The organism is Flammeovirga sp. EKP202 (genome assembly GCF_014534745.1).
GTDB lineage: Bacteria > Bacteroidota > Bacteroidia > Cytophagales > Flammeovirgaceae > Flammeovirga.
In genome coordinates this window covers 56396-73087 of sequence record NZ_JACVVP010000008.1, presented here as the reverse complement: position 1 = coordinate 73087, position 16692 = coordinate 56396, and the positions used below count along the sequence as shown (strand labels likewise).

The 16692-nt window shown below is 34.1% G+C and carries 14 protein-coding genes; 6 read left to right on the top strand and 8 right to left on the bottom strand.

All coding sequences use genetic code 11. The features are described 5' to 3' along the window. Window position 1: 1 nt before the first annotated feature. Together IC221_RS06760 and pckA are read right to left on the bottom strand one after the other, a co-directional pair. On the bottom strand, window positions 2-3070 hold the full coding sequence (locus IC221_RS06760) for a TonB-dependent receptor (RefSeq protein ID WP_188168232.1): 3069 nt from the start codon (window positions 3068-3070) through the stop codon (window positions 2-4). An 873-nt stretch (window positions 3071-3943) separates the two neighbouring features. Beyond that, window positions 3944-5554, bottom strand: a complete 1611-nt coding sequence (gene pckA / locus IC221_RS06755; RefSeq protein ID WP_188168231.1) for a phosphoenolpyruvate carboxykinase (ATP) — start codon at window positions 5552-5554, stop codon at window positions 3944-3946. A gap of 570 nt (window positions 5555-6124) precedes the next feature. Between pckA and IC221_RS06750 the strand changes: the two genes are divergently transcribed. From IC221_RS06750 to IC221_RS06725, 5 genes are all read left to right on the top strand, one after another. Continuing rightward, the gene (locus tag IC221_RS06750) at window positions 6125-7573 is read left to right on the top strand and encodes an arginine deiminase family protein (RefSeq protein ID WP_188168230.1); all 1449 of its coding nucleotides are present in this window, start codon (window positions 6125-6127) and stop codon (window positions 7571-7573) included. 819 nt (window positions 7574-8392) lie between these two features. Further along, window positions 8393-8884, top strand: a complete 492-nt coding sequence (locus IC221_RS06740) for a thioredoxin family protein (RefSeq protein ID WP_188168228.1) — start codon at window positions 8393-8395, stop codon at window positions 8882-8884. A gap of 2 nt (window positions 8885-8886) precedes the next feature. Continuing rightward, window positions 8887-9303 (top strand): hypothetical protein, encoded by a 417-nt coding sequence (locus IC221_RS06735; protein WP_188168227.1) that lies wholly within the window; start codon window positions 8887-8889, stop codon window positions 9301-9303. A gap of 172 nt (window positions 9304-9475) precedes the next feature. Beyond that, complete coding sequence (locus tag IC221_RS06730; RefSeq protein WP_188168226.1) at window positions 9476-10048, top strand: hypothetical protein; 573 nt, start codon at window positions 9476-9478, stop codon at window positions 10046-10048. A 154-nt stretch (window positions 10049-10202) separates the two neighbouring features. Next, on the top strand, window positions 10203-10868 hold the full coding sequence (locus IC221_RS06725; protein ID WP_188168225.1) for a hypothetical protein: 666 nt from the start codon (window positions 10203-10205) through the stop codon (window positions 10866-10868). Between the two features lie 94 nt (window positions 10869-10962). Here IC221_RS06725 and IC221_RS06720 read toward each other — a convergent pair whose 3' ends face one another. The 5 genes from IC221_RS06720 to rplS form a co-directional block, all read right to left on the bottom strand. Beyond that, entirely contained in the window at window positions 10963-11343 is a 381-nt protein-coding gene (locus IC221_RS06720; protein WP_188168224.1) for a hypothetical protein, read from the bottom strand. An 83-nt stretch (window positions 11344-11426) separates the two neighbouring features. Next, complete coding sequence (locus tag IC221_RS06715; RefSeq protein ID WP_188168223.1) at window positions 11427-11915, bottom strand: YkgJ family cysteine cluster protein; 489 nt, start codon at window positions 11913-11915, stop codon at window positions 11427-11429. Window positions 11916-11917: 2 nt separating this feature from the next. Next, the gene (locus IC221_RS06710; protein WP_188168222.1) at window positions 11918-12754 is read right to left on the bottom strand and encodes a hypothetical protein; all 837 of its coding nucleotides are present in this window, start codon (window positions 12752-12754) and stop codon (window positions 11918-11920) included. Next, window positions 12696-13439, bottom strand: coding sequence for a UDP-2,3-diacylglucosamine diphosphatase (locus IC221_RS06705; protein ID WP_188168221.1), 744 nt, complete (start codon window positions 13437-13439; stop codon window positions 12696-12698). Before IC221_RS06705 ends, IC221_RS06710 begins: the two co-directional genes overlap by 59 nt. A 137-nt stretch (window positions 13440-13576) precedes the next feature. Then, window positions 13577-13930: a 50S ribosomal protein L19 gene (gene rplS / locus IC221_RS06700; protein ID WP_188168220.1), complete on the bottom strand. Its 354-nt coding sequence runs from the start codon at window positions 13928-13930 to the stop codon at window positions 13577-13579. A gap of 358 nt (window positions 13931-14288) precedes the next feature. Between rplS and IC221_RS06695 the strand changes: the two genes are divergently transcribed. Continuing rightward, window positions 14289-14924: a hypothetical protein gene (locus tag IC221_RS06695; RefSeq protein WP_188168219.1), complete on the top strand. Its 636-nt coding sequence runs from the start codon at window positions 14289-14291 to the stop codon at window positions 14922-14924. 110 nt (window positions 14925-15034) lie between these two features. Here the strand turns inward: IC221_RS06695 and IC221_RS06690 are convergent, their stop codons facing one another. Next, entirely contained in the window at window positions 15035-16441 is a 1407-nt protein-coding gene (locus tag IC221_RS06690) for a SpoIIE family protein phosphatase (RefSeq protein ID WP_188168218.1), read from the bottom strand. Window positions 16442-16692 lie beyond the last annotated feature (251 nt).

Here is a 16692-nt window from a genome sequence, read left to right as displayed (position 1 = left end):
ATTAGAATGTAACATTTAACCCCATTAAGTAAGCTCTAGCTTGTGGGTATGATCCGTTATCAAATCCGAACCAAGCACCTCCGTGTCCTACTTCTGGATCCATACCAGTGTAATCAGTAAATGTTAGAAGGTTATTACCAGAAACATAAACTCTCAATTTGCTAATACCTGCTTTTTTACTAATCTTTTGAGGAAGAGTGTAACCAATTTGTAAGTTTTTCAATCTTAAATAAGATGCATCCTCAATATGAACCATGTCGTTCAAGTAGTCATAGTTATGACTGTTAGTGTCATCGTAAGTAAATCTTGGGAAAGAGTTAGTTGAACCTTCTCCTGTCCAACGATTTAACCAACGAGTTGGGTAATTTTGTCCTTCTCTTAAATCAGTACGTAATGTTCCGTTAACCATTTTTGCTCCCGCTTGACCTTGCCAGAACATAGAGAAGTCAAAACCTTTATAATCCATTCTTACATTCAGGCCATACATCCATGAGTGGATTGGCGAACCGATATTTGTTCTGTCGTCATTATCAATTTTTCCGTCACCATTGATATCTACATAGCGAATATCACCTGGTTGAGAATTTGGTTGGATAGGCTCACCATCTTTTGCATGTGCATTTACCTCATTTTGGTTTTGGAAAATACCGTCTGTTTTGAATCCATAGAAGTATGGTAATGCATAACCTTCTTCCATTAATAATTGACCTTGAGTATTGAATAAGCCGGGTCCGTAAATTTTACCATCTCCATTTGCTACTTCTATCACCTTGTTATCATTATAAGATGCATTTGCTGTGATATCAAAATGGAAGTCTCCATCTCTTTTAGAATATGTTACAGCCATCTCAATACCTTGGTTTCTTACTGTACCTAAGTTATAGTTAGGACCTGTAACACCCGTGAATCCTGGTACTGGAAGAGTACCTAATAAATCTTGACGTTCTCTTGAGTAAACATCAATAGTAGCAGTAATTTTATCATCAAAGAAACCTGCATCAATACCTAAGTCAATTTCTGAGGCTGCTTCCCATTTTAAATCTGGATTAGCCATTCTCGTAATACCATAACCTGGCACCATATTCTTGTCTGTACCAAAAGGATAAGATGGTGTTGCTCCAAACAACTCTAAGTAACCAAATGCTCCGATATTCTCGTTTCCTACTTTACCCCATGAAGCTCTTAACTTTAAGAAGTTTACAACATCATTTGTTTTTAAGAACTCCTCTTGTGTAAGTATCCAACCTGCTTGTACTGATGGGAAGAAACCAAATTTATTATTCGGTCCGAAGTTAGATGAACCATCGTAACGAGCTGTTGCTGAGATAAGGTACTTCTCTTTGTAGTTGTAACCTACCTTACCAAAGAATGACACTAAGCGATGTTGCCATTCTAATTGACCTGTACCCTTCTGAGTATCATTATCAGCTCCATTGTTTACATATGCATAATCCCAACCTGGAATTTGTAAATTATTTCTTGAAGAACCTAATTGAATACCACTACCATCTCTCATTGTAGTACCAATTAATGCATCGAAAGAGTGGTCACCGAATTTCTTATTGTATGACAATACATTTTCCCATTGATAAACTACATATGAACCTGCAGCTTGATTTATAGAAGATGCATTAACTTGGTTATCAACATTATAGTATGCTTCAGGGTTGTAATTTCTGTTTCCCCAATTACCAATATCAACACCAAAGTCAGTTCTAAATTTTAGTCCTTTAATTCCTGGTGTAGCCTCAATAAATACATTACCTAAGAATTTGTTACTAGCATCTTCACTATAAGTATTATTGATTCTAGCCATTGGGTTAACGATCTCTCTTAAACCTTGTTCTGAAATACCATAGTAACGACCGTCTTTATTGGCAGGCTTTAAATCATAAGTATCAAATTCTTGTATCTTTTCTGGTCTATCCTCCCATACTGTTGTTAAAGGATCATGTAAAAGTGCATTTTGTAAAACACCACCAAATTGGTTTTGCTCATTAATACCTTGTTTCTCTTCTCTTGAGAAAGTAACATTAGCTCCTGATTTAAAATACTCTGAAATTTTATGAGTAGAATTTAAACGTATTGTATAACGATCAAAATTTGACTTTTCGGGTGCTACAATACCTTGTTGACCAAAGTAACCAACTGATGCCATAAATGTAGATTTTTCTGTACCACCTGACATTTGTATGTTATGGCTTTGGATTGGAGCTTGTTGGAACATCTCTCCTTGCCAATCTGTATCTGTTGTGTTGTTATCGATTTCACTTTGGGTAAATCTTGGTACTCTATCCGCTCTTACAGCTCCTTCATTATGGAACATCATATACTCATTAGCATTCATAAGTGGAGTCTTTCTCCAAGCCTCCTGAATACCATAGTATCCATCGTAAGATACAATCGTTCTTCCTGATTTACCTTTCTTTGTAGAGACTAAAACTACACCGTTTGCACCTCTTGAACCGTAGATAGCTGCAGAAGCTGCATCCTTTAATACTTCAATAGACTCAATATCATTTGGGTTTAGGAAATTGATGTTATCCATTTGAACACCGTCAACTACATATAATGGAGTGTTGTTTCCATTTGAACCAGTACCACGTACTCTAATATCAATACCTGCACCTGGCTGACCAGAAACTGGCGTAACTAATACACCTGGCGTTCTACCCTGTAATGATTGAGCTGCATTTTGAACAGGTGTTTGTGTGATATCTTCAGATTTAACTGAAGCAATTGCACCTGTAACAACTGATTTTTTTTGAACTTGGTAACCAACTACAACTACTTCTTCTAATTGCTCTACATCCTCTTCTAAAGCAATATTGATTGTAGTTTGCGTACCTATCACAACCGATTGCTGAGAATAACCAATAAAAGAAAATATTAATTCTTCTGCCCCCTCTGGCACTGATAACTTGTAGTTACCATCAAAATCTGTAATTGTACCTGTAGAAGATCCTTTTACTTTTACATTAACACCAGGTAAAAAACTGCCATCCTGAGCAGATGTTACCTGTCCCGTGATCATTCGATCTTGCGCATTTGAAACGTATGCTGATAACATTAAGCATACGCAAACAAGTAACGAAAGAACATTTTTAGTTTGTAAAAAATTTTTCATTCCATTAAGATTTACGATAGAATAAATTAAGAGTCAAATAATAATTCAGTGTCTTTTTTAAAATAACTAAACTCTTATAGTATAATGAACAGTTGAACTTGCGCTTTTTGTTTTTCTGTCAATTCAAACATACTAGGTAGATGTATATAAATGCAAATTCAATATTTGTTAATATTTTACAAATTATAACTTAAATAAAAATATAATAAACACTGATTATCAAATAATTAAAGAATAAGTGTATCAAATACATTCATTATATTAATCAATTAAAAAAAATGGAATTTAACATAAAATTTTAATAAAATAGAATAGAATATCACTAGAAAAAAAGACGAATTACGTAACAATTAATTCATATTGACATAATCAATATGATCAACTACGATTATACAAGTGTAATTTCTACTTATTATTTACTCTCGAAACAACTTATACATCAATAACATAATTAAACACAGCAAAGCTCAATAATGTTAATTAGAGATAAATAATCCTTTTCTTAATCACATCTAAGTTTACACCGAGACTTTAAAAGAAAATGTAAGTGGTTAAGGGTTTCTATTTAAGAAAATTATTGATTTTGAAGAATTGGTAAAGGGTTATTCTAGTAATCAAAATTGAATTATTAGAAGAGATGCTCATATACTAATATGAATTGACCTAATACCTGCATCACTATAATCTATCATTGTATTGATTACACATTCCATTGACCTTCTCATAAATGATTATTATACGTTTTCTTATATGCAAAAAGGCCATCACTTTCGTGACAGCCTTTTAAACTCTGTTATTATGATTTTATCCTAGTACTTATACTTTTTCAGATACCTTAGGAGCTCCTTCTAAAATCGATGGATCTTCCAACCCTTCTTCAAACTGCTTGAAGTTCTCTACAAACTTAGCAGCAAGCTTCATTGCAACAGCATCATAGTTCTTGAAGCCATTGGCTTTCCAAGAAGCTTTTGCATCAAGTGCTTCGTTTGGCACTCCCTCTACCTCTTTTGGTACTTGCACTCCAAATACTGGGTGTTTAACAAATTCAACATGATCTAACTGTCCTTCCAAAGCTGCGGTGATCATTGCACGAGTATATTTCAACTTCGTACGACCTACTCTATCTGAAGGACCATTTGACCAACCTGTATTGATCAACCAAATATTCGTTTTATATGTTGTCATTTTTTCACCTAACATCATAGCATATACTGAAGGGTGCAGTGGCATAAATGGAGCACCGAAGCAAGCTGAGAAAGTTGGTGTTGGTTCTGTTACTCCTGCTTCTGTTCCTGCTACCTTAGCGGTATACCCAGACATGAAGTGATACATTGCTTGTTCCTTTGTCAACTTAGAAATGGCAGGCAAAACGCCGTACGCATCACAAGTAAGGAAAAATATATTTTTAGGGTGTGTTTCTGATACTGATGGAATCTTAGCATTGTCAATATGATCAATAGGATAAGAAACTCGCGTATTTTCAGTAACAGTTACATTTGTATAATCAACTACTGATGTTCCTGGGAAAAAACGAGTATTTTCCAACGTTGCACCAAACTTAATCGCATCCCATATCTCAGGTTCATTTTCTCTCGTTAGGTCTATCGTCTTTGCGTAGCAACCTCCTTCAAAATTGTAAATACCTTTATCAGACCACCCGTGCTCATCATCTCCAATAAGATTTCGATTAGGATCAGCCGATAACGTTGTTTTACCTGTTCCTGAAAGCCCAAAGAAAACGGCAGAATCACCTTTCACACCTTCATTTGCTGAACAGTGCATAGGTAATACATTTTCATCAATCAAGAGGGCGTTTAATACAGAGAAAATACCTTTTTTAATTTCACCTGTATAACGTGAACCTCCTACTAGAGCCGTCTTTTCTCCAAAATTTAAAATTGAGAAATTACCTTGACGAGTACCATCAAGCTGAGGGTTTGCATAAAAGTCAGGCGCTTGTAATACAACATAATCAGGCTCACCGAATGATCTCAACTCTTCATCACTTGGCACGATGAACATGTTGTTTACAAAGTGTGAAACAGAAGCGAGAGGAGTTACAACTCTTACCTTAATACGAAATGCTGGATCAGCTCCTGCATAAACGTTATTGACATACAACTTTTGGTTGTTTAAAAGGTAATCCACCATTTTACTGGCTAAACCTTCAAATTTGTCTTGTGGAAAGGGCTTGTTGATACTTCCCCACCAAACACGGTCTTTGGTATAATCATCTTCCACGATAAAACGATCTTGAGGAGATCGACCAGTATATTTTCCGGTATCGCACATGATTGCACCTGTGGAGCTGAGAGCACCTTCTCCATTTCTAATTGCTTCTGCGACCAATTGGGCTATAGACAGATCGCGATTTACTTGTTTAGACTCTGCTAAAAGTTTACTGGCTAATTTGTGTGTTGCTGTCATATTGGTAGGTTTTAATTCGTAATAAAATATTATAATAGTACAATTAATAAAATGTACCTAATGGGTTGATTTCAGCGTTATGATAGTAAGTAATTTGAGTAATGTGTTGTTGCTTGTGTTTAAAGTTTACTATACAATACTACAATCTATATTATCATATTCTAGTGACCTACATCAACATTTATTAGGAATTTTATCACTATCCTAGGCAAATATTATTACTACATACCTTAATAAACTGATTAACAGAATATTAACAAATAGTTAAATTTTAAACCTTTGAATTATTTGTAAAAAATAAGTTTATTTTTCAACGGAAATAATTCTCTAATAATTGAATTACTCATCAAATGTATATATTACGTTTAATATAACAAAAGAAAAGAAAGCATAATTCAGTCTTTTTCTTTAAAATATTCAATTTTAGGACATAATCACTAATATTCATCATCGTTTACACATGATTTTAATACGTAAATTATACATTTAAAATTAAAGCGTATTTTGTTTGATTGAATTAATAGATTAACGCATATTTGACCCTTTCACATACATTATCATAATAGCGACATGCATACTAACCAAGACATTCATGTGAGTTCAGAAGTAGGAACTTTACGAAGATTAATGATACACAGCCCAGATGAGGGCATTGGCAAAGTAATTCCTACAAAAGCACAAGATTGGCTTTTTGAAGACATTATTCATTTAGAGACAATGAGGAAGAAGGAATATGATCTTTATTTAAAAATTCTCCTTTACTTTCTAGACTATCAAAACATTCATCCTCGTATTCATTCTATTGATCTACCAGAAGCACAAAGACATTTTTACAAGCCTGACAAAAAGGATTACTTCAACAGTGATAAAGTCATTGAACCACAGGCATTACTTGCACACATTTTAGAAAAAAATGACATTAGAAGCAGAATGATCGCCTCTGTATGTGCACACGAAGGGACTTCATATTCTCTTCAAGACGAATTGATGGAGTTGGAATCTACTATTCTTGCCAGAACAATGATTTCAGGGATACTTCCTGACAAAAGAATGATTTTCCCTCCTATTCCTAACTTTATCTTTACAAGAGACCTTGGCATTACTGTCAATGACCATATTTTACTAAATAAGCCAAAGAAAAAAGCTAGAACTAGGGAATCGATTATCATGAAGTATATCTTCTTTAATCACCCAATGTTTGCAGAATACACTGACAAGGTTATTGAGATTACTGATCCTGAAGATTTCTTTTTACTTGACGATGAAGAACAAGAACAAAAGATCGTAACAATTGAGGGCGGTGATGTGATGATGGTTGCTCCTAATCACCTTTTGGTGGGAGTCAGTGAAAGAACTTCTATTCATGCCGCTAGTAAAGTGGTACATGAAATGCACGGAAGAAATATTGTTGATAAAGTTACCGTTGTGAAGATTCCTGCAAAAAGAGCTTATATGCATATTGACACGACTTTCACTCAAGTAAAACGTAACCTTTGGGTAATGTTTGGTTCTTTCTCTAAGGAAGGTCTGAAAAAAGAACAAGGTGATTTTATTCCTTCATTAGGCAATTCTAAAAGCGAAAATGAATTAGAAATCCTTCAATATGTAAAAGGAAAAAGCTATGATCATCCTATTCGATTTGATTATCTGGAAGACTTACTCAATGATATTAGCTTGAATGACCTTCACTCCACAGAACCCACTCAGTTTATCTATTCTGGTAATAATAAATTCCCTCACGGAAGAAGAGAGCAATGGACAGACTCTTGTAATGTTCTTGCACTCAAAGAAGGAGTTGTTATTGGTTATGATCGAAATGACAAAACTTCAGAAGGTTTTGAAAAACATGGTATGAAAGTCGTAAAGGCTGCTGACTTGATTCAAGATTTTGCTCAAGAGAAAATTTTACCTGAAGACGTTAAGGATACATTAATCTTACTGCCTTCAGCAGAACTTTCAAGAGCTAGAGGTGGATCACATTGTATGTCTATGCCTCTGAAAAGAGACTTCATTTACTAATTGAGTACATTGTAAACTTAAGTTTACGTTATTTATATTGTTTAGAAATCAGGAGATTTCTGATGATCTAAAGGACACGAATGACGCTGACGCTTAACATTCGCGCCATTGAGTTTTCTACCATTTTAGTTTGGTAGCTTTCCACCTGGCATTAAAGGGAAAAGCGTTAAGAATTTCATGAATTGAGCCGTGAAAAATGATTTTCTTGTTTGAGCAAAGCGAGTTTAAAATCATTTAGGCGAGAGGAATGGAATTTAGCTTTTGACTTCTAAGCCTAGATTTTTTGCTTCGTTTTTCATCAATGGAAAAATGAAGAAGAAGGAAGTTTGAAAGTTGACGATAATTTAGTTTACAATGTATTGAGTACTAAAAGACAAAAAATTAATCCATCATTGCTGTGTCTATTGCAAAATAAAACATCAATGATGGATTTTTTATAACCTTATCTTACTCAATATCATGCAGAAAAAATCATTCACTAAGAATTCCCTATTTTTCCCCGTTATATCTCAATAACTTTTTTAATAATGGTTAATTTTTATCGACATGTCCATAACACTGCCTATCTTCCTTATGTTTATTTTTTATCCTTTATAAGATAGAATATATTTATAGTGGCAATAAAACCATTTGTGATTACAATTGGCCAAGCACTTAACATTATACCATAAACCACAAATACAATACATCCTACAGAATTTACCATACGAAGGAGTTTAACGTTTTTGAGGGAAAATGATATCATTAATAATAGTGAGGCCAAGTAACCTACATATTCAGGTGAAAATTCCATATTTACGAACGAAATTTAAATTTAAGATGAAAAAAAGTGTAGCAATCTTATTTATTACATTATTCACTCTTGTAAGTAATTTAGCCTTCAGTCAGGAAGAAAACTATGATCCTAATGCAAATGCGATTGCTGATGTAAAAGCTGCTATTCATTTAGCGAAAAAAACAAATAAACACGTTTTCGTAAAAGTAGGAGGAAATTGGTGTAGTTGGTGTAAACTTTATGCAAAATTTACACATGATAACGAAGATATAGCAAATATCATGGATGACAACTACGTAAAAGTGCTTGTCAATTGGAGTAAAGAAAATAAAAACCCCGCAGCAATGGAATACCTGAAATTCCCTCAACGATTTGGTTACCCTGTATTTGTGATCATTGATGGAAATGGTGAAATTATCCATACTCAAAATTCTGCATATTTGGAACAAGGGAGCGGGTATGATAAACACAAAATAATTCAATTCTTAAAAGGATGGACACCTAAAGCTGTTGATCCTGATACTTATAAAAACTAAACATGAAACCAATTTTATTTCTTATTGCCTATTTACCACTTTTCTTATTCGTCCATTCTTGTAAACCAGTGACAGTCTACCCGCTCAAAAAAGGAGAAGTTGCTTTTGATTGGAGTAATAGCACTGCTTTAACTGCAAAAGTTCTTGTACTGGATCGTTATCCAATGGAACCTCCTGTTTATGGAAGAACCAGAGTATTTACCAGAGCAAGTGACACCGTGAAAGTCAGTATACAGTCTTTCGAATACAGAGGCTCCTGTACTGTTGAACCTTATGAAAACCAAGAAAATTTCCCTTACGCCTCTGTAAAATATAGCGTAAGTGTAAGTCAATCAAGCACTAAAGAAGCTCAATTATGGGATATCAATGTTGATAATACTACAGCTTCCAATGAAGGTCTCCCAACCATAAATCACTAAAACCGACTGAATAATAACATAAACTTTTAAAAAAGTTCACCCCTGCTTAACTTTTAATTGCTTATATTTTATAATTTTTGTTAATAGTAATTTTCATCATTTTGTTTTTTCAGCAAAAGCATCTTATTTATACCCTGAAAAATAAACTATCATAAGTTAAATGTAACTTCACGTGTCTACTAAATATTTTTACGCTATTGTATTAGCGGCTATTTGTTTGATAAGCGCTCCCAATGAATTATTTGCTGAAGAAGGCGGTAAGAAGAAAAAAGGAAAAACTGGAGACGAACATGATAAAACCTTGGTAGAAGGGGAACATCATGAAAATCACTTTGAACTAGAATTATCATTTAACAATGGTAATCAACTAGAATTCACAAGTTCGGTTTACTTTGCCCACCTCACTAAATTTCAGGGAACTGTTGAATTAACTGGTCATCACTTTGCAGGATGCTTTGTGAGAGAAATTCCTATTGGTCATTCTAAATGGGGTACTTTTGTAGGACTTGGTTCTACTTTTGGATTCGAACATTTACATGAAGAAACCGACAATGGAAGTCACCCACCTCATTCTAAGGAAAGTACAAACCACAAAGATTGGAGCGGTAATGTTATTGTACAATCAGGATTGGCTTATTCTTTAGATAAGCATTGGAGTACTGGTTTCACACTTTCTCCGGGTATTGATGTAGAAACTCGTCAGCCTAATTTTGGCATGACACTCGACTTAGTATTTGGTTTCTAATCAACTTGATGACAACATTCCTTAATTAAGATACATTAATTGTTTAATCATAAACATAAGTGATAATATTGCGTTTAAAATCACATCTACACTCTGTTATTAAAAGTGTAGGAGTGATGACCTAATAGACTCATTAATATTATCAACTATCTTTATGTTTTACAATAATTTCTTATTTCGCATTGTTTCATCGGCTATATGTATAGTTGGTTTAAGTTTTTCCTCTTTTGCACAAACAAAACCGGAAAAGTATGAATATACTGAGAACAGTGAAGAAGATTACACTTCTTTCCCTAAACATTCAGCTCACCCTGAGACAACTCTAGAAAAAGAGTTAGAACATCATCATGAGGAGCACCATAACCGTTATGAATTAGAAATTTCTTACAATAATGGTGGTAAGTATGAACTTACTGGATCAATCTACTTTGCCCATTTGACGAAATTTCAAGGTACAGTGGAATTTACAGGTAAACACTATGCAGCCGTTGTCGTACGAGAAATTCCGATAGGTCACTCCAGATGGGGTACTTTCGTAGGTGTGGGTGGTACATTTGGCTTCCATGATCATGAAGTTCCTTCAGATCATGATGAGCATTATTTGGATGTTGAGCTACATGACGCACCTCATCCTGATGATTACAGTACCTCTGATACTGAGACGCATAGAGAATGGAATGGAGCCGTAATTGTTCAAACCGGATTGGCTTATTCTATCAACCGTCATTGGAGTACAGGGTTTACCCTTTCTCCAGGCATGGATGTACAAACAGGTGAACCTACATTTGGTGCAACGATTGACCTTGTTTTTGGTTTTTAATCCAATACAGCACAATCTTATCAATCAAGAAGAAATAAAAATGGGATAGAAATCATTGCTATGAATTCTATCCCATTTTTCGTTTTTGAGAAGTTTATTTACATTCTAAAACTGTAAAGTCATTGATTTGATCATAGAATTCAAATTCCATCAATTGATTTAAATCCTCTTCTATCCAATCATTATCACAACCCTTCCTGATCATTTTATAATGCAGTACATAATCTTGCTTATCATCAGGATTAATCTTCGCTGCTTTTGAATAATCTCCTTTAGCAAACTCATTTCTTGAGTTTCTTAATTCAAACTTTCCATCAGCAAAAAGCTTGATTTCATTCTTAAAATCCTGATCAAGGTTTGTTCTTTGGTAAACTTGAGCATGAGGCTGGGCAGGTGCTATTTCATTGTCATTTGAACATGAGAAAAGAGCTAAAACTGCCACTAAAAAAATAGAAAGAAGTGATTTTGTATTCATCTTATTATAAAGTTTTGATTCAACCTTAAAAGGGAAAACAAATACCGAAACCCCTATCTCTTTCTACATTTTTTTATACAGCTCTAAATTTTAGACTTCAATTCTTTAACCACATGAAATACAACAGGGCATGTTAAGGTATTTCGTGCATGCAATGCAGGTCTTTGATTGAAACCTTGATTTTGAGTTAAGGGATAATCTCTACACGCTTTGGGTCTTGCCTCATAAATGGAACAGTAGTTATCAGCACCAAGAAAAGGACAAGGTTGTTGGTTCATCACATAATCACCATCACTATCCACACGCATGTACTCAGAAATCACCTCTGTTTCTTTCATTCTGAAGTGTTTTGCTATTCTTTTCACGTCTGTAGCAGTGACTACAGGACTAATCGTCTTACAGCAATTCGCACACGTTAAACAATCAAATTTTTGAAATGCATCTTCATCTGCATCATTGACAATTTGATCAATCTGTTTTCCTTTCTTGACCTTTTTAAGGCGTTTCAAAAAAGTTTGATTTTCTTTATATTTTGATTTGGCATTTTTTTGCCAATCTGCATACAAGTCCATTTTTATAATTGATAAGCGTACATCATTTTTTGTTTAAAGCAGAATACTCTCTGTGTTGCATGGTCATACAATGCAAATTCTACTTTTTTTAAGGGAAGCTTGATGTAGCGGGTTTCTAAACTGTAAAGTGCTTTAAAGTGCAACTCATCTTTTTCTAACCAATACACTTCATCTGAGGTTAATCCAATGGCTTTTGCTTTTTTGACCGTATAAGGTTCTGATAGAATATTCCCTAAAAGGTCAAATGTGAAAATACCTCTGTATTGATCCAAAACATAAAGGTTATTTTGATGCTCTCTCATCCAAATCGGTTCCCATGAGGTACTATTGATCAGTTGCTCTAAAGGCACATCAATAGAAATATTTTTCACATTAGGAAAATACTTTTTCAGGCGAAAACTGCCTTGATCATATAACCAAATTCCTCCATCACTTGCATTAGTTGCTACTGAAGCGTACTCTACAAGACCTGGATCAAAAATATATTCAGATTGCTCAGTAAGCTGTTGCCCCAAAATCCGAATACCCTGCCAATCCTCAGAGAATAAAACCGTATTGAGCATTGCCCAAGCATCAATCTGAACCGCTGCTGGAGAAGATGGAGAATACCATCTTTTCTTTTCACCATCAATCCACTGACTCAAGTTCCCCTGTTCATCTGCAACATAAATATATCCTTTCCGATCAATATCTACCGAAACCACCTCTCCTACTTCAATCTCATAAAGTAATTGCTGTGCTTCTGTAAGCGTTGTAGTAAAGGATAATAAAAACAGTAGACTACTCCTTATAAGTAAGTAGTTCCACTTTTTCTCCATCAAATGTTGCATATGTATCATAAGAGAGCCATTCACCTGTGTTAATATATTTTCCTCCTTGATCTAAATCCAGCTCAAGTGGCAAGTGTCTATGACCAAAGATATAATAATCTCTGTATTTTTTAGCTTGCTCCTCCTGACAATACACCCAAATAAATTCTTTCTCCTTACTGATAAAGCCATGTTCTTTCTTGGCTCCAGAGGCTCTGCTATGTCTTGACCATGTTGATGCGATACCAATTCCAATAGTCGGGTGTAAAAATCCGAACAACCATTGACAAAGCTTGTTGGCAAAGACTTTTTTCAAAAACTTATAACTGTAATCTCCAGGACCTAATCCATCTCCATGACCAATGTGAAACTTCTTGCCATAGATTTCTACATCAATAGGCTCTCTGATGATCTTGATTCCAAACTCTTTCTCAAAGTAATCAAACATCCACATATCATGATTACCTGTAAAAATAGAAATCTTGACCCCTTTGTCGACCAATTCTGCTAGCTTCCCTTGGAATCTTAAAAAACCCTTAGGTATAGCGAATCGGTATTCAAACCAGAAATCAAATAAATCCCCTATTAAATAGATATGATCAGCATCTTTGGCCGCCATATCTAACCATCGGCATATCTTTTTTTCTCTTTTTTGACTTTCTTCTAATGATGGTGTTCCCAAATGGAAATCAGAAGCGAAATATACTTTACCCATGCTTCAAAGTTAAGAATTAAGGAGGAAGTAGGAAGAATGATTAAACCTTAAAATATCATTTTCTAAATAAAAAAACCGACTTCCTGATATAGAAAGTCGGTCTTTGTATTTCTTTGGTAAAAAGCCAAGATAAAAGATTAGAATCTTTTTTCTCTAACTTTAGCAGCCTTACCATAACGACCACGTAAGTAGAATAATCTTGCTCTTCTTACTTTACCTTTTCTCAACACTTCGATTTTATCGATAGATGGAGAGTTTAATGGGAAGATACGCTCAACACCAATTCCGCTTGAGATTTTACGTACAGTAAAAGTTTCTCCCAAACTACCTTTATTACGGCGTTGGATTACAGTACCTTGGAACTTCTGAACACGCTCCTTGTTACCTTCTTTAATTTTTACGTATACTTCGATTGTATCTCCTGCGCCGAAAGCGGGATGTCTCTCCATGTTAGATGAGAAATCCTTTTCAACTTTTTTAATTAAATCCATTGTAAATAAGATTTATCGTACAAAAATTTTCGAGTTGCAAAGGTAAAAAGAATATTCTTATAAAGAAACTATCCCTCTCTTTTTTCTTAAGTATAGTTTTAGGTTTAGTTATATTGACAAAAGTTGTAAAGAATAAAGCTTCATTCACCCAAAAAACGTAAGATAGATGTACACAATGTTAATTTTATTGAGTTTTATTTACAAAAACACATAAATACTTACATCACAAGTAGTTAGTTGCATAATTTCTGTAAATTATAGTACTATTCATTTATCATTGACTTACCAACCAAGTAAAACAATACAGTAAATAGTCTACAAAATAATTACAAACTGAACGAGCCGAACCCTTTATACTATGGAAAATGACCTACTAAAGCTATACGATGATTTTACATTAGGTGTAGCCGCCTATCAAAGAATTTCGCCCAATACATACAAAATCTACTATATCAATAAAGTAGGTGTATTGTTGGATCGTTTTAATCTAAATCATTTGGGTAAATACCTACATGAAGTTTACCCTGAAATCGTTTCTTTTGGATTCATTGATCAACTTGAAGAAGTTTTTGACAGTGACAAAGAAATGACCATTCCTTTTCACGCTTATGAAAAGCCTAACGGAGAAATACTCTATAGGGCAAATAAGTTAAAGAAAATTGGGAGTGATCTTATTCTGAACATCTATAATGATGAATCAGAAACTTACTCGTATATCCGAGATATGAAAGATAACAATCAAAGGCTGAATAAGGCTTTGGATTTAATATCACATGATATTCGTGGTGAAGTGACCACTTCCCTTGGGCTCATTGAATTACTCAAACAAGAATTTGATGAGACAAATGACGTGGAAGCCTCTTTGCAGATCATACAGAGAAATATGGAAAATATTGATTTTAAGATCCATGCATTGGTACATCTACTTTTCGAAAAATCAGATCAGATGAACAATATGAGAAATTGGGAAAATAACTCTTCTCCATATCGTTAATCCTGTTTTTATAAAAGAAAAAAACACCCTTTTACTTACACATTGGTAAAAGGGTGTTTCTTAATATATGGAATTCTTTCCAAAATAGCTAAAATGCCACTACAACTTACTTAAGTCAGGTTAAAGCAAAGAACGGTAATGTCATCCTCTTGCTCTTTGGCAAAATTTTCTGTAATGTATTTATCAAAACTTTCTTTCCAAGACTCATGATATCCATTATAAAAACCTTTGATTAACCCTTCCAGCGTATCATGGCCTACAACTTTCCCTTTTTTGGTTTTATGATTTACAAAGCCATCCGTAGATAAAATAATCACATCATCAGAAGAAATATCGTATTCATAATCTTTATAAGGGATCGATGCTTTAGTATTGACTGTTTTACCAATCGACCTATCAGAACTTTTCAGAGGTAGGGTACCATTTTCATTGACGATGTAACCAATTCCACTGGCACCGGAGTAAATAATATGATGGTCTTCAATGTACACAATTGACATATTACAGCCTCTTTCATTGAGGTTACTGTAATAATTAAAGTTATCTCTTATGTATTGATGCAGTTCATAAATCAACTCTGTAGGGCTAGATGGGAGCCTTTGAAGTGTGTCAAGATAAGAAGTAATCACCGTTCCCAATAGCATACCTGTCAACCCTTGGTTATAACAATCTATCATTGCGACGATCGTTGTTCCCATAAAGTTATTTACATAATAATAATCTCCACCAACAGTATCTTTAGGTTGATAATAAATATAATATTCAGCAAAATAATCTTTTAAAATTTTATCTGAAGGAAGGGTATTTAACTGTATTTTAGAAGCATATTCAATACTTGTCTTGATGGCTTCCAAACTATTTTCTGCTTTTATCTTGTCCGATTCGTGTTGTTGTTTCTCACGTTTTTCATTTTTGATTTCCTGCTCCTGAATCGCAATAATTTCTTCCTGCTGTTGCTTCAGTTCTTCTTCTTGTTGTAAGATTTCATTTTGATGATCTCTTAAAATATTTTCTGCTTCATCACGCAACTTATTGTAATTCGTAATTGTGATGAGGACATCCATTCCTACACCAATAATAATGGCGAAGGTGAAGATATGAATATTGATACTACTCACGTCTAATGGAGGAAATGGATTTAAGCCTAAAATTCCAATCACAAAAAGTGTAACAATACATACAAATGCCGCAGCAGCAAAATACCTCCCAACTTTGGCTCCAAAGGAAAGATAAGCCGACATAATCGGTGACAAGAAAAAGTAAATGACAGGTGAAAAAACACCTCCCTGTACTATACAGAAAGAAAGTACAATAATGGTGATATACACATGCAGTATATAGTTTTTCAGTTTTTTATTGTAAGAAATAAAAAGCAATGGAGCGTAAATCAACGTATGAACTCCAAGCATTATAGCTTCCCTATGTAGTCCTAATGGAATATCTACAACGATAAAACCGATCAGCATGTATAAGATGAGTTTTAACTTCGTAGTCAAAAAGTTATTCTGATTATTCATTTAATTAAAAAACGTAGTGTTTAATGTAGCCTGATTAATAAAGAGTTCAACCTTTTAAGCACATTATACAATACTTCTGACTACCACACATCAATCTTTTTGAATGATAATTTGTCTTGAAAAGAAGTCCGCAATAATAAGTTCGTTAGTGAATAAGTTTGATTTTGTAGTATATAAAACTACAATATGTGAAGTCGATGAAATATGATATAATTCCTGAAAGCTTGATTCCGCTGCAAAGGAATATATTT